This window comes from Legionella nagasakiensis, from assembly GCF_900639915.1.
GTDB lineage: Bacteria > Pseudomonadota > Gammaproteobacteria > Legionellales > Legionellaceae > Legionella_A > Legionella_A nagasakiensis.
Map to the genome: position 1 here is coordinate 1 of NZ_CAAAID010000021.1, position 16,806 is coordinate 16,806.

Genomic DNA, 16,806 nt, shown 5'->3' on the forward strand with positions numbered 1-16,806 from the left:
TTTTTTGGCAGCTTGAAGCAAGAACGAGTGCAATGGAAACATTATCAGACGCGTTCTGAAGCACATCGAGATGTACTAAATTACATCACGGTTTTTTATAATGATTTTCGGCTTCATTCAACGATTGGTTATAAAAGCCCTAATCAATTTGAAAAGGAAAGAGGGTTGTTAAAAATGGTTGCTTAACTGGTGTGTCGCAATTTGTTTGACCACGTCACATGGGCAGAATAGTTCGTTAGGGTGTAATTAACCTGGCTGCTCAATAAATATTGGCAAGAATCCAGTCGGCTAAATGGCTTCTTTGGGCGGGACAATGGCTTAATCCATACTCAATCTAATAATCTACAAAAAATAAATAACAAAATCCAAAATTCAAATGATCCTTTCGCCTAGGCGTTTCTATAAGCAAAATGAGCGTCTTCTTTTAGAGGAAACCTTCATTATCCAAGAGGCAGAGGTATCGACAATATGAATCATAAAATGACTGGGGATATCACCGCAGGTTATATTGTGACCGATGTGGAGCGATTAAGAAAACCTATGCAGCAAATTACTGATTATTTCTTAAAGTGTATGGGGGTTAAACCCTCGGCAACCCTGTTAGAAATCCAATCAAAACAAAGCGCAGCATATGAAAAAAATGAATCATGAAGTGTGCGTCATTCGTGCCTTAAAAGCTTTCATCCCTTTGAAGATTGGATCTGCAATCCTTTCTGGGAAGTGGTTTGGTAACTCTGTTGAGACCTCATCAATAGCAGAATCAATACGATCCATAACCTCTTCAAAAATCTTAGCAGCTTTAATTTTTGAATATTGAATGGTTTTTGCCGTTTCAATAAAGTGTCTTTTTTGAATACCGTCAATCTTATAATGGCTATTTTTACCATATAATGCCATTGCCATTTTCAATTTCTTAAACTGTAACTGTTTTTGTTCGACTAAAGGATAGGCTGAAATGATGTCATATAATGGGGTTAGCTGGTAACCACCTTGCGCTTGTATGCTTATACTGAAATTTTTGGCATGCGCATCAATAGCACCAAGGCACCAGTAAACAACCTGTGCCCTGAAAAATTCATCTCTATCTTTTTGAGGCTGCTGTGAGCCATTAAGTAGCTGCATAATTTCTTTAATACCCGGCCCACCATCAGACTGATATTTTAAATTTGGTGAGTATCCCAATGATTGGCAAAGATCTTCCTGCGGCAATCTGAGAATATACCGATTATCTCGACTCCATTTTCTATCAAATCTTTCGACAATCAATACTTTTACATCTTCGAATTGTAAGATTTTAGATTTCGCAACATCTAAACCAAATTTGCTCGCCAGTAGTAAACAGAGATGTTCATTTTCACAACTCTCACTTAAATCAATCCCTTGATGAGATAAATACCCAATAGGTAATTTGAATATGTGAGTTGTTGGTGTCGGTCCAAATGGTTTATGCCATTCGTTTTGATAATATAGAAAAGCGGTTTTTTCCTGAGCGCCTGCTATCGATATTCTAAATTCATCATCTTCTTTATCCATTCCCAGTGGCGAGATCTGATAGGAACGTAAAGTATGAGCTATCTCGGCCTCACTAACAATTTTACACTCAATTTTTTTTTCTTGTCTCTCGGGAATTTCTTCAACGATTTGTATTGCACCAACACAATCACTACCAATTAAAGCTAATAAATCAAACGGTCGTGATGAACTTGCCTGAAAACGAGCTTGAATTCTGGCTCTTATCTGCGGATTATCAGGGAGTAAGTTATCAAAAAAGTTATAAACAACTTCACCTGAGAACTTTTGCGTCATTAATGGTAGCGATAAAGAAACCGGCCGTGAATGCGGCTTGGAAAGCCAGTCCGCAACGTAGGAAAAACTCAAACCTCCTGCATTATCCTGGGTAAGCTCCCCAACGAGCTCATGGTTCATCAATATGTATAATTTACGCATTACCATTCTATCTCTTCATGAGCAGCTTGCTCTTTTTCAACAAGACTCATATTTAAATTAAGGGCAGACAATATTCTAAATAAAGTATCAATTCGGCTATTATCAGGGCTATTTTCAAACTTTGATATGGTATCCTGTTTTAAACCGACTAAATCGGCAACTTCAGATTGACTCATTTTGAGTTGCTTACGCTTGTCATTCAAATACAATGCTAAATCTTTTGCTGAGCTGATGATCATCGACTTCCTCTTTTTACCTGCAATCGCCAATAATATTAACTATACCCTCAAATGCGGGTAAAATCAATTATACCCGCATTTGAGGGTAAAAAAGTTACTGCATATGCTGAATCTAACTGATAAAGCAACTTGCCATGCGACCCTATATTACCAATTGCGGCACAAGCTGTGCCGCAATTATCATAAGGACATATTGTACGTCTGGTGAAGATGGTTAAAGATGAAAGTAAGCGGCTGAATAATAATTTCCACATGAAAGCTGGCTTCGTTTACCGGAGAGAGGATTTGTTGCCCTTTTCAAGCAATCTGGATAGAGATCTCAATACCTTATGTAGAAGCAAACAAACTCAAAAAGCCAGCAACAGGTTTATATTACAAACTAAAGCATTCTATTCATGGAATGATTACAATAAATTGGGTTTGGGCCTATTGATGAATGGGAAACTGAGCAGTGGGGAGCAACAGATTTTTGTTGCCAGAAAATCGCTGATCATAACTACTTGCTAACTTACACCCTTATACAGGGAACGAGAATCACAAGGCGTTCAACGATATGGCGGCTTGAAAATGATTCCTGGAAGATTGCATATCATCAAGGTACTGTGGTGGAAGATACATTATGACCAATGAAAAGGCTAATAATATAAATATAGAGGCTATTCAATGGGCCAGCAGACTTCTGACCTCTCTTGGGTATACGCTAAAAACCGATTTACCAGAAAAGGTGCAACACACCCATTGGTCTTATGTCGTCCGTTTTAAAACATCTGAGGGTTATGTTTATCTAAAGCAAACGCCACCGGCAATTGCCCTGGAAGCCAGAATATCTCAAGTTTTACATGAACAATTTGATGCCTCTACACCAAGAATAATAGCTTCAAACACCGAATTGAATTGTTTTTTAATGAAAGATGCCGGCCTTTCATTAAGAGTAATTCTAAAGAAGAAATTCGATAAAGAACTGGTTTGTAGCGCTATTGACCAATTTACATCACTTCAGCTAGCAGTTTCAGAGCGCGTTGATGCTCTTCTAGAGGTTGGCGTGCCAGATTGGCGACTGGAAAATTTTCCTGACTTGTATAGAGAGGTAATTTCAGACAAGAAGTTGTTAAAGGATGATGGTTTGTCAGAAATAGAAATCGATGAAGTGGGGACTGTGATTCCAAAGATTTCCACTTTATGTGAGCAATTATCTTCATATTCAATAATGCAAACCATTGTCCAGCCTGACTGCAATGACAATAATATGCTTATTGATGACACCTCAAAGACAATCACTATCATTGATTTGGGTGAACTGGTTATTTCCCATCCATTTTTTTCGCTGCTTAATTTTTTGCACATAATTAAAAAACATCATGCATTGAAAGAAGAGGATGACGCCTATATAAAGATAAAAAGCGCTGGTCTTTCCCGCTACTTGCATTTTGAGTCTAAAGGAAATTTATCAGCTGCTTTTTCGACAGCACAAGATCTATGGTTTGTTTACGGAATCTTAGCCCATTATCGGTTGATGCTTGCGTGTGGTAAAGAAAAAATCATGTCATGGCAACAAGGAAAACTTAGCGATTTATTTAGAGGCTTTATGGCTAATGGAAGATGATATGACTGGTGAAAAGTCAAATGATATAAATTTTCCAAATGACTTCAAAGAGCGAATTATCAATACCCATGGTGAAAAAGGTTCAGCCTGGCTTAGAAGTTTAAGCCATCTAACGCCGTTGCGCCTAAATAAACGTAACCGTTATTTAGAGCGACAACCAGCAATTGCTGCAATTTATGATTTCAAACAAGAATTACATCAACTATTAACCAAAAAACATTGTACAGCTAAAGAGTGTAAGCGCCTGTTACCACGCTTCTTAGAAATGGTTAAAGAGCTAAAACAAAGTGCTTTTCAACACCTTAGAACATTAGGAAATACCTTATTTAAATGGAGAGAAGAAGTCGTTAGAATGCTCCGTTTTACAAAAAATAACGGAATAACTGAGGGGTTTCACCGAAAGATGAAATTGATTCAGAGAAGAGCTTATGGATTCAGAAATTTTGAAAATTAGAATGTGGCGGTTTACTAAAAACAACGGCATTACAGAAGGCTTTCATCGAAAGATGAAACTCATTCAACGTCCCCGTGGTAAGTATATTACGAACTCAGAGGCGGGAGGAAGTGGTAAATTTTGGTCGGTGTTATTCATCAATTTCAGCTGATAACATGAAAAAGGCATGTTGAAGCAAGGAGTTCTTATCTATACATCTTATTGAAATTGTAGGTGGTCTCCGTTGCAGTGACTCAGTCTCAATGCATGGACTTCCAAATCGAAATATTTTTAAAAATATATTCCTCTGGGTTTAAAGAGGTTGTTTCTTGATCACGAAACTCTCTAACTATTCTATTTAAAGGTGACTTTTGAATAAATCCTTTTTTACACAGTTCTGAAAAATCGGATTTTGATATACCCGTCATGATCTCAAAAAAATGCGAGGACTTTGTTTCTATAACATCCTCAATACGCATTTCACGCTCATAAGTCATATAAATAAAGTCTGCCATACAAATGGCTAACCGTTTAATTTGGGTGGCATACCACTGTTTGTATGTTTTACGCTCTTTGTCTTTATCCTTTTCATAAAAATTTTCCAGATGCTTCTCTTTTTCTTCGATAGCTAGATTAGGATCACTCCTAATATCCTTCAATTTTTCCGCATCTCTTCCAATTTGTACTAATTTATTCATGTCGAAGCCCGATACGTTCTGTGTTCTGTAACCTTTTATTTTGGCCAAAATATCACGCAATCGCTCATCAATAAATTTAAGATTAGCAAAATTAACAAGTAAGTCAGATGTAATCCTTTTTGCTAGGGCAATCTTAGAGCCTTCATGATTTAAGACTTTAAAAATATCTTCTGCAGTCGTGGGAATGCTAACTAAACTTCCTTCATAAAAACGTTGAATATCCAAGGTCTTACATAGGTCTTCTGTTACTATATCCAAATTATTTTCTTGAATAGAGCCTTGTCCTTCATAGCTGGCATGTTGATCAAGCTGATCAGCGATATTATTTGCAGCTGCATATGTTAATTCAAGACATCGAGTAATAGCAAAATCAAATACCCACGCAACTGGCTTTAGATTTTGTCCGGATTCCTCATGAACCCATCTTGATTGCACTCTAAAAATAGCCTGAAAATATGACTCCGCAGAAGATGTATCATTTAAAATCAAAATACTATCCCATTCCTTAATGGTAACCCCTGTTAAAAAGCGACCACAAGTCAGGGTAATCGTTCCTAACTTAGAGGGATCTGATTCTACTTTTTTGATAGCATCTTCAACCTTCGACTTTTCTCTCGCAATAAGCGCATCATCTTCTTCCTTTTTAGTATCGGATCCAGAAGCATTGATAATGGCAAATTTAGAGAAATAGGGATGTGCTTGTAATTTTTTGATTAGCACCTTGGCAGATTCCACTCGGCTCAACCACCACACAGCGTGACGTCTAGGAGGGCATTGCAGATGTTGCCCTAATTTTCCAAATACACTGATAGATCTAGCCTGATGATCATCTCTCGTGAGACCATCAATGAAATGACTAACAGCATCTTCGTATAAAAATTTTCCCTCTCTCACTTGGAATAATTTATTTAAGGAAAAATCAATATTATCAGTTTCAAAAAGCTCCCTTTGCTCATTAATATCTTTTTCTGTGATTTCAATTGTGGAAATTTTCAGATCTGGCATCAGACGATAAATTTTTTCTGGTGGATTCTTGAGCACTTCATCGCGCTTGTTTTTTTGTTCATCTAAGTAGCTGTATGTAAATACTTGTTGTGCGCAAAAATCGTCATACTCAATAAGCTTAAACGGAGTACCCGATAGATCCAAACGATACTGAAATTGCAACTGCTCTAAAATGAAATGAGCTCTCTCCGTCCTACTACCATAATGCACCTCATCAAAAATAATTAAATCCCAATTAATTTGTGGGATTGTTTGAAGACGTTCTTTTGTATTCCCCTTTTCATCAATAGCCAAGTCTTGTAAAGAAACACACAGGACAATAGGAGTTTCACAATTTTTGATATCATCATGATCTTCTAAAGTTGGTTCAGCCGAAGCTTTTTCTTTAGATTTTGCTCGAATGCCTTCCCAGCCATCAAAGTCCACATGATTATTGACTACATCTATCCATTCACCAATTACATCAGGCTTGTAGGTAACAATCAAAACGCGCTTTGCATCCATAGACTTAGCCAAATGAATACTGGTAAAGCATTTACCAAAACGCATTTTTGCATTAATTAAAAATCGTTTAGGGTGGGTGGCACCTCGAATAACCTCAACAGGGTAATCCTTTAAAAACCAACGCCTCCCTTTTTCAACAGCTTGCTTTTGTTCGTCTCTTAGCTTGTAGTTATCTCGTCTTTCACACCCATAGACCAAATCGTTAAAAGCTTTTTTCACATCATCAAATGTTGCACAAAACCATTCCTTTCCCGGTGAATCTTCAACTTTCTTAAAACCATGCTTTTGGAGTAAGGCATGGACATGATGATCTCTCTTATTCACTGGTAATTTACCCACAACCACCCATTCCGGATATTCTGGATTACTGGTTCCAATCTGCCGCTTTATTCTGAATTCAGATCCACCAATTTGAGAATGACCTACCTTAACCCAACCTTTTTTACGATAAGAGGGCATGGTATAGACATACAACTCTAGTCTTCCCATTATGACCACTCCTGCACTTTCTGCCTGATGTGAGCTTGTTCTTCAGGGGTCAATTGAAACCATTCAAATAAACTCTCATCTGTCCATTTTTTAGTAACATCCATGTAAGGAACTAGACACCAGGTATCTTTTGTTATGTCCTGAGTGATTTTTTTAATACTGACTAAAAACCGAACAAATCCTGTTTGTAAATAATTCAGCAATAATTCCGCGTTTTGGCGCGTTGAAAAGGAACCCAACACCATATAAGTTTCAGTACAAATTTGGCCTTTTTCTAATATAAAAACTTGTTCTTTTTTGTAAGAATCCCCTCCTTTTCCGACTGCTTTGGGCACAACAACTTTGAACATATCAATCTCAGATTGATTGTTTTTAATTTTGGCTCTGTCAATTCTTCTTATTTTTTTTTGTTTAGTAAAACAATCAATAACATTGGAACCATTATCTTCTCCGTGTTTATCGAAATAATTACTTGCTAAATTAAAGAAATTCCAAGGATAGGCATATTTTGACATTGAAACTAAACCCCTTGCTTTGACTTTACTAACAACGGTTCTAGCAAATTGCGATCTCATAATGATTTCATCAGAAGATAAATCAACGTAAACAGGTGGTTCATTTTGACTGATAAATAATGTATCTCCTGTGTAATCACGAGCCCAATGTACAAAACAAATACCCCCTTTTACATCTACTTGAGGAAAGATAATTTTTGAGTTTTGAAAATCGCATATTTGTTTTAGCTGTTTTGACAGCCTTAATTTTGAAGCAAATATTCTCAGTGATTTTCCTCTACCACCAGCAAACCATCGTGCAGGAATAACCATAATAAACTCATCTATTTTTACATGTTCCATTATGCTATTCAGTAGATGATGATAAATAAGGTTTGCCCCTGTATTACTACTATTGCTTTTATATTTTTCTTGATATGGTGGATTGCCCACAGCAATAATCTTTCTGGGGTTAGAGTTATTTGAAATGTAATCAAGCATATTATTAAGCTCCTCTACAAACGCTATTTTGTCTAGACGACCATCAATTTCCGACAGATAATTCCCATTTTTAATCATTTTTTGAAACTTTTCGTCATGTGAATGGGTGTTACCTAAAAAAGTCCTTAAACTCAATTTATGGTGCCGCTCGTCTGGAGACAATCCAAAATATCTGCCTGACTCATATAGTTCCTTTTGAATGGCTTCCACATCCACGTAAGATTTGGCAAAACAACTTAAATGAGCACAAGCCAATAAAATTTCACCCGCTTTGCAGAATGGATCAAAAAATGCGACCCGAGGATCTTTTAAGTCTGTTTCATCAGCCAATGAAACCAATCGACAGGCCTTTTCCATAGTCATGATTTGTTGATCCCGACCAATTACATTCCCTAATGTATCAACCACATGAGCAGCGTTTAATTTTAAATTTGGCTCCATTGGACTCTCTCAAGTTCCTTATTTGGGGTACAAGTTATCTTCTTATTAATCAGAGCTGAACATGCAAAATCAAACAACGTACTACCTCTTTGAGGTTGCTCAATAAATTTCATAGCTTGATTAAAGATCCTTGGAGTAACATTTTTTTGTTGGCTGCACCTAAAATGATCGACCCAGGTTTTTGAAAAATTAATCGCTTGATGTTTATGTTCATTAAGCCACTGAGCACTTAAATTTATTTTTTGGACATTTTGTTGAGCTTCCTTACCTGATCCAGATAGCGCGGACAACAATTCATTTTCGGCGACATGCCAATGAATAGCACATAGCAAATGGGCCATATAAACTTTACTTTTTTTTCTTAATTCGGTAATTCCAATAGATAAATTATCACAAAGAAAGTGAACAGCTCTGCGTGTTATTCTTGACCTACAATCAAAAATATTGTCAGTGTCAATATCAATTGCCCACAGTGTGTTCATGGCATTTGCAAGCGCATAATAAGCAGCATTTTTTCCAAGTTGAGAATCAGCGGCCCTGTCCAAAAAGGCTGCTAGTCGTTTCTCAAATATGGCCAACACAATATTACCGTGACCACAACAAGGCTCAAAAAAGGCTATTTCCTCATCAGCCCAATAAAAATCAGAGTTATCTGTGAGAAGGCTTAGCATTTCTTCAACATAATGCTCAGGTGTAAAAACTTCACCAAGATTTCTTATACGTTCTTTCGAACGGTGATTAATTTCATTTAATTGAGTGACCCTCTCCATGTAGTCCCCTATACTAAAGTTATCTAAACAATAAAAGTATAGATTAAAAACAACATGTATGTTTTTTATGAAAAAATGGGTGATCTCATGGCCGTAGTTGTATATTGTTAAAAAATCAATCTGAGGTATGATGGCTTTCATAAAATTGAGCTAAACAGCTGAATTTTTTTATGTGATGTAACAACAAAGGATGTAATGAACTCTAAAAAACCCATACACTTTTCTGACCTTTATAATATTGATAAAGCAAAACTCAATGAACTGGGGGGTTTTCGACCCAATATTAAATTTTGATACCAAGGTTTTTGTTGAGCCTCTTCTATTAAAAGATAGTGCAAGCAAAATAATTAGAAACGCTTATCACACCTATAAAACCTTCTTTGCTCATTTGCTCCTCTTATTGCAGAAATCAAGCTTCGTGGGGGATAAATGCTGGCGAGCAGCCAAAAGAATGGTGAACTTTCCTGAATACCAATACACCTGCATTGGCTATAGTTCTGGCAATACAGATGGACGCGGATCAGGTATTGAATTTAATGACAAAATACTTCAAAGCGCAAAAGAGATTGTTGATTTGGCGGAGGGTAATCCCGAAATATTCTTGCTCTTACCATTGCTAGAAGACGGTATAGCTGGAGATAGAATCAGCGATATGGCTCAAAATATTATTGATGATGACATTTGCCGATACACACAAGACATCATGGCCAAGCTTAACTTGAAAGGTAACCGTCGTCATACCACTAAGAATCATAACGTTTACAACCTTCTTTTTAATCCCTATTCAAAACAAGCGATTAAATTTGTTCCCGCCGATATTTTGTTAAATTTACCCGTAGCGGATAATGTAGACACAATCGTTGAAGAGCTAGCGGCCTATAACCAACGATTACGCGATATAGTAAACAGGAGCATAGGTGATATTTGGTTTGAAACCTCAAAGGCCTATCGAAAAGAAATCTTGTTAAATGAGCTAAAAACGAACAAGGAATTTTTTGTTGAGACCTTAACAGCTTTAAAAGCCTATAAGGTTCAGTATTATGATTTAGAAAAGGATTATGAAGGGCTTTATAAATGGCTAAAAAACAGCCAAGAATTTATCAAGGTTGAATTATCAAAGGAAACCAAGAACTGCCCTGACGATCTTGAATCATTAGCCTTAGCAGTAACCGGGATTATTCACCACTTCAGGGATACCATAGAAAATAAAGAAATGTGGCGTACATTCTGGACTCTGCACAATTCAGAGTATAAACATGTCAGAAGCTATTACTCATATATGTTGTTTTTTACTGTTTGCAGGGCTTGGCTTGTTTCACAAAATAGTAATATATCCATCAGTTTTAAGCAGAAAGATGGGCAGCCGACCCTTGAATTCACAATATCGGGCAAGCATCGTCTTATCCTTCATATTAAGCATGCAAACAATACCAGTCTCATTAAGGGATATAAGAATGTGTTAGAAAAATATCGAAACGTGAGGAATGAAAGACACTGCTGTCTAATAATGAATTTCAAGGTTGAGCCCGCAAAACAGCTAAAGGAAATCAGGATTATCCAAAATCCGATATGCGAAATATTTGAAATTAATGTGACTAAAAGAGAGGATGAACAAACCGATGACTTCTTTACACAATCTGAAACGGACTTAAAGCTTTTAGAGTTTGAGGATATGGTGTTTGAAGACAGTTTTTATACAAAAGAGAAGCGCAAGGGAGGGAAAAACTCATATCAGCGTCATAAAGCGCTAAAAGATCAAGTTCACATTTTTTGCGGAGAAGAACTAAATAAAAAGACATACTCTTCGGCTTTGCAATTATGCCAGACAGTAGCAGATAGAATAATTAACGAATCCCCCGAACTATTAGCCTCATTTGAGCCTTATAAAAACCATGATGTCGAGGGTCGTGATTGGACCACCCCTACATTTTATCGATGGTGCAAAAATACCTATAAGGATTTCAAAAATAAACTCGAAGTAGTCGATTAAAAACAAAAATCTGTGTTTTTACTCCTGCAATATAACGAAATATGATATATTATAAGAGTATAAACACAGGGATTCTCAATGAAGGCATTTAATTTTATCAATGAATTACGGGCACAAGGACGCTTCTCTTTTACTATTGCAGAGGCAGAAAATGCGCTTGGATTGAAAAAAATCTCTTGTCTTAATGCATTATATCGTCTTAAAAAGGATAAATGGCTTGTGAGCCCTGCTAGAGGGTTTTACTTGATTGTCCCTCCTGAATATCAAGCCTATGAATGTTTGCCAGCCGAGATGTTTATTTCAGATTTAATGCGCTATTGGAGATTACCCTATTATGTTGGCTTCTTGAGTGCCGCTCAATATTATGGTGCTGCACATCAAAAGCCTCAACGATTCCAGGTTGTAACCCTCAAAAACCGCCCCCCCATTCATTGTGGTCGAATACATATTGAGTTTATTGCTAAAAAACAAATCGATACTCAAATCACACGGCAATTTAATACGTTAGCAGGAACCATACGGGTTGCAAGCCCAGAGTTGTTGGCATTTGATCTTGTCAGCAGCCCTGAACATGCTGCGGGAATAAATAACGCAGCAACTGTTCTTTCTGAGTTGATTGAATCCTTAGATAAGGAAAAATTAGCCGATTTGACACAATATCATATGAAATCATTCGGTCTACAACGATTAGGGTGGTTACTTGATTATTTGGGGGGTGAAACGCTTACTCAGGCGTTGCTAAGTAAGCTTGATGGCAAAACCTTGCATTGGGTACGATTATCACCCCATGGGCCTTATGAGCCTATTGAGCGAAATAAGAAATGGCATGTGATTGTAAATACACATTTGGAGATTGATGAATGATTCCTATGGCCTATATTACACAGTGGCGGCAAATTGCGCCTTGGCCTGATGATATGCAAGTAGAACAGGATTTAATTTTATCACGAGCAATTGTTGAGATTTTTTCTAATCCGTTTTTATCCGAGCAGCTTGCGTTTCGCGGTGGTACAGCATTACATAAATTATTTTTCTCGCCAGCAGCACGTTACAGTGAGGACATTGATTTAGTCAGGACGACAAAAGGAGGGATTAAAGAAATCATTGATGTATTACGTGATTGCCTAGAACCATGGTTGGGACAACCCAAAACGCGACAAACTGGCCAGAGCTTTAAACTCCTCTTTTATTTTTCTCCAGAGGGTTCTGCGTCCATCAAGCAGAAAATTAAAATTGAAATCAATATTCACGAAAGTTTCGCTGTTTTAGATCGCCTCAAAGTACCGTTTTCTGTTCAGTCACCTTGGTTGTCTCAAGAAGCAAAAGTGAATACTTTTCAGTTTGAAGAACTCCTTGCGACTAAATTGCGTGCTTTATATGAGCGCAAGAAAGGACGTGATGCATTCGATTTGTGGTTGGCCATCAAGGAAAAAGAATTTGATGTTACAAAAACAGTTGATGTTTTCTCTGAATATATGGCACGCAGCAATAAAGCAATAACAATGAAACTATTCATGAATAATTTAAATCTAAAATTACAAGATGCAACATTTCTGGATGATATTGAACCGCTGCTTGCACCTAGGTTGAAAAACAACCATTCTCGCACCTTAGAACGACAAGGGAAAACTACAGAAAGAGAAGAATGGAGCCTAACTGATGCGGTGGAAACCATTAAAGACACCTTTATTCATCAACTACCTCGCTAAAGAAATTGATCATCTCTAGAGGTGATCGATCATCTCTAGAAGTTGATTATATTTTTATCAAAAAACCCATTATCTTGGCCTTATACCGTTAAAACTTGTATGAGCCATGTCAACGTTAATCGATTCAATTAAAGAGCTTTATGAGGATATCTCAGCAGAAGAAGCTAAGTCTGCTGCAGGTAATCTGATGAGTTTCTTTAAGATTTTAGAAGAGGTTGAATCAAGAATGGCTCAGACCGACCAATGTAATGAGCCAAACAATGAAAATATCAGAAGTACAGATTGAATTTATCAAGCCTCAAAACGGGTTAATCGCATTTGCAAGCTTCGTTATTGAGGACAGCTTTTATATTTCTAGCGTTGCCATTCACCGTAAATTAGTCGGGGGCGGTTTCCGCTTAACCTATCCAAGTAAAGGCAAACACACGCTGTGCCACCCCATCAATAAAAAGACCAGCCAAGCAATTGAAGAAGCTATTTTTTGCAAATTAAAAAATGTAATGAAGAAGGTAAATCATCATGTTCAAATACTACAATCCTCGACTGATTAAACAATACCGCTCCTACACAATAGAGCAAATCTGCGCTTTGTTCACAGATAAAAAATTGCATCCACAAACGGTAAGGGGGTGGGTGAAATCTGGCGAACTGGAAGCCATCACCAAAAAGCCCATTGTTATTTATGGCCAAGTCATAAAAGAATTTCTGGAAAACAGAAATGCAACGCGCAAACAACAGCTTGCTTTCAATCAATTCAAATGCCTGAGATGTCAGGAAATAGTTTGTCCTCTTGATAATACGATTTCGCTATATAGGAATAAAAACGGCAGCTTTCAAGCGGTTGGGGCTTGTCAGTTTTGTAAAACAACAATAAGGCGGTTTTATAAGCAAAATGAACACCTTCAGTTAGAGCAAACCTTCATTATCCAAGAGGCAGAGGTAACGACAATATGTAATCCGTTATCTAGCGCCTGCAAGACTCACTTAAATAGCTCTCAAAATGATGCTCTAAATGAGCCATCTAAAACAGAGCCGGACACATCTTAGCGTCTTTCTTCAATGGATATTAAATTTAAGGAGAATACTGGTGAAAAAAATACAATACAACGCCTCAAACGAGTTAATAAAATCCAAATTTTTTGAGATGTTAGAAAATGCTAAGGGGCGTGATCCCAAAACAGTCGATAGCTATGTGAAGGCAGTTCACGAGTTTGAAGTTTATACAAAATTTATCGACTTCAAGAAATTTAGCACCAAGCTTGCTGTGGGATTTAAAGAGTATTTGTCCAATAAAAAGAATAAACGTACCGGCGAGGCGATTTCAATGTCTTACTTGCAGCACTGTACCTCGCAAGTTCGGGAGTTTTTTGAGAGGTTAAGTCGCCAAAAAGGTTATGACAGGCATATCCAATATGATGATGCGCAATATTTTACTTTGACTCGCAATAACCGTAACAAAGCACGGGCAACCAATTTTCAAGAGAGTTATACCATTGAAGAAATCATCACCACTATACGCAATATGCCAGCCAGAACCCCCATAGAAATGAGAAATAAGGCAATGATCAGCCTGATGTTGCTAACTGCACCAAGGATCAGCGCATTACAAACAGCACGTCTTGGTTCCATCAAATATTTTAAAAGTTTTGATGCCTGAGCATTTGTACAAAATCCAAATCTGGTTGCTACCAAATTTGCTAAAAATATCACAGCTTACTTTATTGGTAATGTATCAGATTTATATAATAACGTTCTTGATTTTGTTGATTTTCTAAAAGAACAAGGTTTTACCGATAAGTGCCCTCTCTTTCCTAGAATGGTCTCGAGTTTCACAAGTGAAGGGTTACCCTGCTTGATTTTAGAAAAAGAATTTATTCGCTCACAACCAGTTATCAGGTCAATATTTAAGAGAGCTTTTCATGCAAATGAACTGCCTTATCATAAACCGCATACATTTCGCCATGCGATCACTAGAAAAATGATGCAGAGTGAAAAATCTCCCTTGCTAATATCCAATTTAGCGCAAAATCTCGGACAGGAAAAAGACCAAGGTGTTATTATATCGGCCTACGGGGCAAGTCCTGAGCATGAGCGTGCGGGCATTCTAAAAGCGTTTGAGTTGGAATAATTTGGCAGACTATTAAAAAGGTAATGAATTATGAAAGCTGTAATATTTGCAAGAGTATCGTCTAAAGATCAAGAGGATGGCCATTCATTAGACGCACAAATTCAAAGCTGCTTTAAGTATGCAATTGATAAAAATTTTACTGTCGTAGAGCAATTTCGAGTTGTGGAAAGCTCAACCGCTGTAGGTCGGCCAGAATTCTCAAAGATGGTTCATTACGTTAAGGCACAGAAAGATAAAATGATTGTGCTGTGTTATTGCGTAGACAGGCTACAGCGTGATTTTGATGAACAGTACATTGAGTTGCAACGCTTAATCAAACAAGACCGCATTGAAATTCATTACATTAAGAATGAGTTTATTGAGCATCGAGACATGGATAGCTCTGAAAAGTTTAGAAAAAACCTAGATGTGCTACTTGCTAATGATTACCGTAATAAGATTTCAGATAACGTGAAGCGTAGTGCCCGCAAAAAGCTAGAAGAAGGTACTATTTTGGGTGACTCACCATTAGGCTACCTTAACAGCAAACGTGTTGATAAGAAAAAGGAAAAAGTTGAGGTAACAATAGACCCAGCCCGAGGTCATTTGGTTAAAAAGTTGTTTGAAGAGTATGCCACAGGCTTATATTCCATGAATGAGATTCGCTTGCGTCTCACTGAGAAAGGATTAAGAAGCAAAAAAGGCTGCAAAATATCAAAAAGCCAAGTCGAAAAGATTCTGCAAAATCCATTTTACTACGGCTATATGCAGTACAACGGCCTACTGTACAAGCATATCCATCCAACACTTATTTCTAAAGAGCTATTTGATGAATGCCAGCGCATACGATCAGGTAAAAGAAAGGTAAAATCTAAGCGAACTGAAAAACCGTTTATTCTCAAAGGGCTCTTAAAGTGCCAACATTGCGCCTGCAGCTACAGCCCTTATCTTAAAAAAGAAAAATACGTTTATATGAGCCCCACCAAGAGCAAAGGTGATTGCTCTCATTGCTACCACTTAAGTGAGAAAGCCGTTCTGTCTCAGATTGAAAATGTCTTAGAAGGTATGAAAATCCCAGAGTCCGTTTTAATTGAATTACACAAAGAACTTAAAAAGAGCTCCACTGAAGAATATGAACATCAAATCCAAGAGCGCAACCGATTGTTAAAACAAGCCGAAGCCATTCAAAACCGTATTAAACGTGCAAGAGAGCTATTTTTAGACTCAGCCATTTCCAGGGAAGATTATGACGAGATGATTATTGAACTCCAATCGGAAAGACACAATATGGATATTAGGCTTCAGCGACTATCTGAGGCTGATGACAGTTTTAATAAAACGCTTGCCACAATATTTACTTTGGCATCTAAAGCACATGATTTATTCAAAAGTTCGAAACTAGAGGAAAAACGTCGGATTATTACAATTTTAGGCTCTACACCAATTAAGGGGGCACTTTAATCGAGTTAGTATAAACTAAGTCCTTGATTTAGCGATCAAAAGGAGATTAAAGTGCCGAAGTACAATCTTATCCTAAATTTACCTGGATTTTCCATAGTAAAAGTGAGCGGATATCAACCATTAATATTAGATGTAAGCTATAACCGATTAGCCCGTTGTAGTCATTGTCAAAGTAAGAGCGTACGCAAGAAATCCTCGTATGTAAGAAGAGTTCATCATGAATTAATAGGGCTGACGTGGTCTAATTGATTTGGACAGCCCAGTTAAGAGATAATTTGCTTAATTGGAGTTCAATATGTCTACGAGAAGAAAATATACAAAAGAATTTAAACTGGATGCAATTAGTCTGGTCACTGAACAAGGATATACCTGTTCTGAAGCAGCGAGGAGCCTGGGTATTCATTCAACTATTCTG

18 protein-coding genes and 2 pseudogenes are annotated in these 16,806 nt (G+C 37.2%); 15 read left to right on the top strand and 5 right to left on the bottom strand.

All coding sequences use genetic code 11. From position 1 onward, the window contains the following. Together E1O52_RS12575 and E1O52_RS12580 are read left to right on the top strand one after the other, a co-directional pair. Positions 1–186: IS3 family transposase (locus E1O52_RS12575; protein WP_165474738.1), on the top strand; the 186-nt coding region annotated here is incomplete at its 5' end. A 282-nt stretch (positions 187–468) separates the two neighbouring features. Continuing rightward, positions 469–651: pseudogene (locus E1O52_RS12580) on the top strand (integrase); the annotation flags it as partial. Here the strand turns inward: E1O52_RS12580 and E1O52_RS12585 are convergent. Next, on the bottom strand, positions 646–1,953 hold the full coding sequence (locus E1O52_RS12585; protein WP_133129000.1) for a type II toxin-antitoxin system HipA family toxin: 1,308 nt from the start codon (positions 1,951–1,953) through the stop codon (positions 646–648). The pseudogene E1O52_RS12580 and the gene E1O52_RS12585 sit on opposite strands and share 6 nt — an antisense overlap. Further along, on the bottom strand, positions 1,947–2,186 hold the full coding sequence (locus tag E1O52_RS12590) for a helix-turn-helix domain-containing protein (RefSeq protein ID WP_058503011.1): 240 nt from the start codon (positions 2,184–2,186) through the stop codon (positions 1,947–1,949). Before E1O52_RS12590 ends, E1O52_RS12585 begins: the two co-directional genes overlap by 7 nt. A gap of 619 nt (positions 2,187–2,805) precedes the next feature. Between E1O52_RS12590 and E1O52_RS12600 the strand changes: the two genes are divergently transcribed. Further along, positions 2,806–3,789 carry a phosphotransferase gene (locus E1O52_RS12600; RefSeq protein WP_133129001.1) on the top strand — a complete coding sequence of 328 codons (984 nt, stop codon included), beginning with the start codon at positions 2,806–2,808 and terminating at the stop codon, positions 3,787–3,789. 1 nt (position 3,790) lies between these two features. After that, positions 3,791–4,243: a transposase gene (locus E1O52_RS12605; RefSeq protein WP_423202739.1), complete on the top strand. Its 453-nt coding sequence runs from the start codon at positions 3,791–3,793 to the stop codon at positions 4,241–4,243. Positions 4,244–4,482: 239 nt separating this feature from the next. Here E1O52_RS12605 and E1O52_RS12610 read toward each other — a convergent pair whose 3' ends face one another. Genes E1O52_RS12610 through E1O52_RS12620 form a run of 3 tightly spaced genes read right to left on the bottom strand, consistent with a single transcriptional unit; the run spans position 4,483 to position 9,265 of the window. Continuing rightward, positions 4,483–6,918 carry a DEAD/DEAH box helicase family protein gene (locus E1O52_RS12610; RefSeq protein WP_133129002.1) on the bottom strand — a complete coding sequence of 812 codons (2,436 nt, stop codon included), beginning with the start codon at positions 6,916–6,918 and terminating at the stop codon, positions 4,483–4,485. Then, entirely contained in the window at positions 6,918–8,354 is a 1,437-nt protein-coding gene (locus tag E1O52_RS12615) for an Eco57I restriction-modification methylase domain-containing protein (RefSeq protein WP_133129003.1), read from the bottom strand. The genes E1O52_RS12610 and E1O52_RS12615 overlap by 1 nt, the downstream gene beginning before the upstream one ends. Next, entirely contained in the window at positions 8,339–9,265 is a 927-nt protein-coding gene (locus E1O52_RS12620; protein WP_133129004.1) for a hypothetical protein, read from the bottom strand. The genes E1O52_RS12615 and E1O52_RS12620 overlap by 16 nt, the downstream gene beginning before the upstream one ends. A 115-nt stretch (positions 9,266–9,380) precedes the next feature. Between E1O52_RS12620 and E1O52_RS12625 the strand changes: the two genes are divergently transcribed. The 11 genes and pseudogenes from E1O52_RS12625 to E1O52_RS12675 all read left to right on the top strand — a co-directional run. Next, a complete protein-coding gene (locus E1O52_RS12625; RefSeq protein ID WP_133129005.1) occupies positions 9,381–11,114 on the top strand; it encodes a hypothetical protein in 1,734 nt (577 codons plus the stop codon). 78 nt (positions 11,115–11,192) lie between these two features. Continuing rightward, complete coding sequence (locus tag E1O52_RS12630; protein ID WP_133129006.1) at positions 11,193–11,978, top strand: type IV toxin-antitoxin system AbiEi family antitoxin domain-containing protein; 786 nt, start codon at positions 11,193–11,195, stop codon at positions 11,976–11,978. After that, a complete protein-coding gene (locus E1O52_RS12635) occupies positions 11,975–12,823 on the top strand; it encodes a nucleotidyl transferase AbiEii/AbiGii toxin family protein (RefSeq protein ID WP_133129007.1) in 849 nt (282 codons plus the stop codon). The genes E1O52_RS12630 and E1O52_RS12635 overlap by 4 nt, the downstream gene beginning before the upstream one ends. Positions 12,824–12,929: 106 nt before the next feature. Then, positions 12,930–13,109, top strand: coding sequence for a hypothetical protein (locus tag E1O52_RS12640; RefSeq protein WP_133129008.1), 180 nt, complete (start codon positions 12,930–12,932; stop codon positions 13,107–13,109). After that, on the top strand, positions 13,084–13,374 hold the full coding sequence (locus E1O52_RS12645) for a septation protein SpoVG family protein (RefSeq protein WP_165474829.1): 291 nt from the start codon (positions 13,084–13,086) through the stop codon (positions 13,372–13,374). The genes E1O52_RS12640 and E1O52_RS12645 overlap by 26 nt, the downstream gene beginning before the upstream one ends. Continuing rightward, the gene (locus tag E1O52_RS12650) at positions 13,343–13,870 is read left to right on the top strand and encodes a helix-turn-helix domain-containing protein (RefSeq protein WP_133129010.1); all 528 of its coding nucleotides are present in this window, start codon (positions 13,343–13,345) and stop codon (positions 13,868–13,870) included. The genes E1O52_RS12645 and E1O52_RS12650 overlap by 32 nt, the downstream gene beginning before the upstream one ends. A 40-nt stretch (positions 13,871–13,910) precedes the next feature. Next, positions 13,911–14,480 carry a phage integrase SAM-like domain-containing protein gene (locus tag E1O52_RS12655; protein WP_133129011.1) on the top strand — a complete coding sequence of 190 codons (570 nt, stop codon included), beginning with the start codon at positions 13,911–13,913 and terminating at the stop codon, positions 14,478–14,480. Positions 14,481–14,675: 195 nt separating this feature from the next. Continuing rightward, entirely contained in the window at positions 14,676–14,951 is a 276-nt protein-coding gene (locus tag E1O52_RS12660; RefSeq protein ID WP_133129012.1) for a site-specific integrase, read from the top strand. Between the two features lie 30 nt (positions 14,952–14,981). Continuing rightward, on the top strand, positions 14,982–16,391 hold the full coding sequence (locus E1O52_RS12665) for a recombinase family protein (RefSeq protein ID WP_133129013.1): 1,410 nt from the start codon (positions 14,982–14,984) through the stop codon (positions 16,389–16,391). Between the two features lie 51 nt (positions 16,392–16,442). Further along, a pseudogene (locus E1O52_RS13515) lies at positions 16,443–16,622 on the top strand (ISL3 family transposase); the annotation flags it as partial. Positions 16,623–16,686: 64 nt separating this feature from the next. Then, a partial coding sequence (locus tag E1O52_RS12675) for a transposase (RefSeq protein WP_165474677.1) occupies positions 16,687–16,806 on the top strand: 120 nt, incomplete at its 3' end.

Coding starts and splice junctions, on each gene's coding strand:
- E1O52_RS12665 (WP_133129013.1), top strand. CDS start 14,982: ATGAAAGCTGTAATATTTGCAAGAGTATCGTCTAAAGATCAAGAGGAT.
- E1O52_RS12645 (WP_165474829.1), top strand. CDS start 13,084: ATGAAAATATCAGAAGTACAGATTGAATTTATCAAGCCTCAAAACGGG.
- E1O52_RS12635 (WP_133129007.1), top strand. CDS start 11,975: ATGATTCCTATGGCCTATATTACACAGTGGCGGCAAATTGCGCCTTGG.
- E1O52_RS12630 (WP_133129006.1), top strand. CDS start 11,193: ATGAAGGCATTTAATTTTATCAATGAATTACGGGCACAAGGACGCTTC.
- E1O52_RS12615 (WP_133129003.1), bottom strand. CDS start 8,354: ATGGAGCCAAATTTAAAATTAAACGCTGCTCATGTGGTTGATACATTA.
- E1O52_RS12605 (WP_423202739.1), top strand. CDS start 3,791: ATGACTGGTGAAAAGTCAAATGATATAAATTTTCCAAATGACTTCAAA.
- E1O52_RS12650 (WP_133129010.1), top strand. CDS start 13,343: ATGTTCAAATACTACAATCCTCGACTGATTAAACAATACCGCTCCTAC.
- E1O52_RS12625 (WP_133129005.1), top strand. CDS start 9,381: ATGAACTGGGGGGTTTTCGACCCAATATTAAATTTTGATACCAAGGTT.
- E1O52_RS12620 (WP_133129004.1), bottom strand. CDS start 9,265: ATGAAAGCCATCATACCTCAGATTGATTTTTTAACAATATACAACTAC.
- E1O52_RS12640 (WP_133129008.1), top strand. CDS start 12,930: ATGTCAACGTTAATCGATTCAATTAAAGAGCTTTATGAGGATATCTCA.
- E1O52_RS12585 (WP_133129000.1), bottom strand. CDS start 1,953: ATGGTAATGCGTAAATTATACATATTGATGAACCATGAGCTCGTTGGG.
- E1O52_RS12590 (WP_058503011.1), bottom strand. CDS start 2,186: ATGATCATCAGCTCAGCAAAAGATTTAGCATTGTATTTGAATGACAAG.
- E1O52_RS12610 (WP_133129002.1), bottom strand. CDS start 6,918: ATGGGAAGACTAGAGTTGTATGTCTATACCATGCCCTCTTATCGTAAA.
- E1O52_RS12600 (WP_133129001.1), top strand. CDS start 2,806: ATGACCAATGAAAAGGCTAATAATATAAATATAGAGGCTATTCAATGG.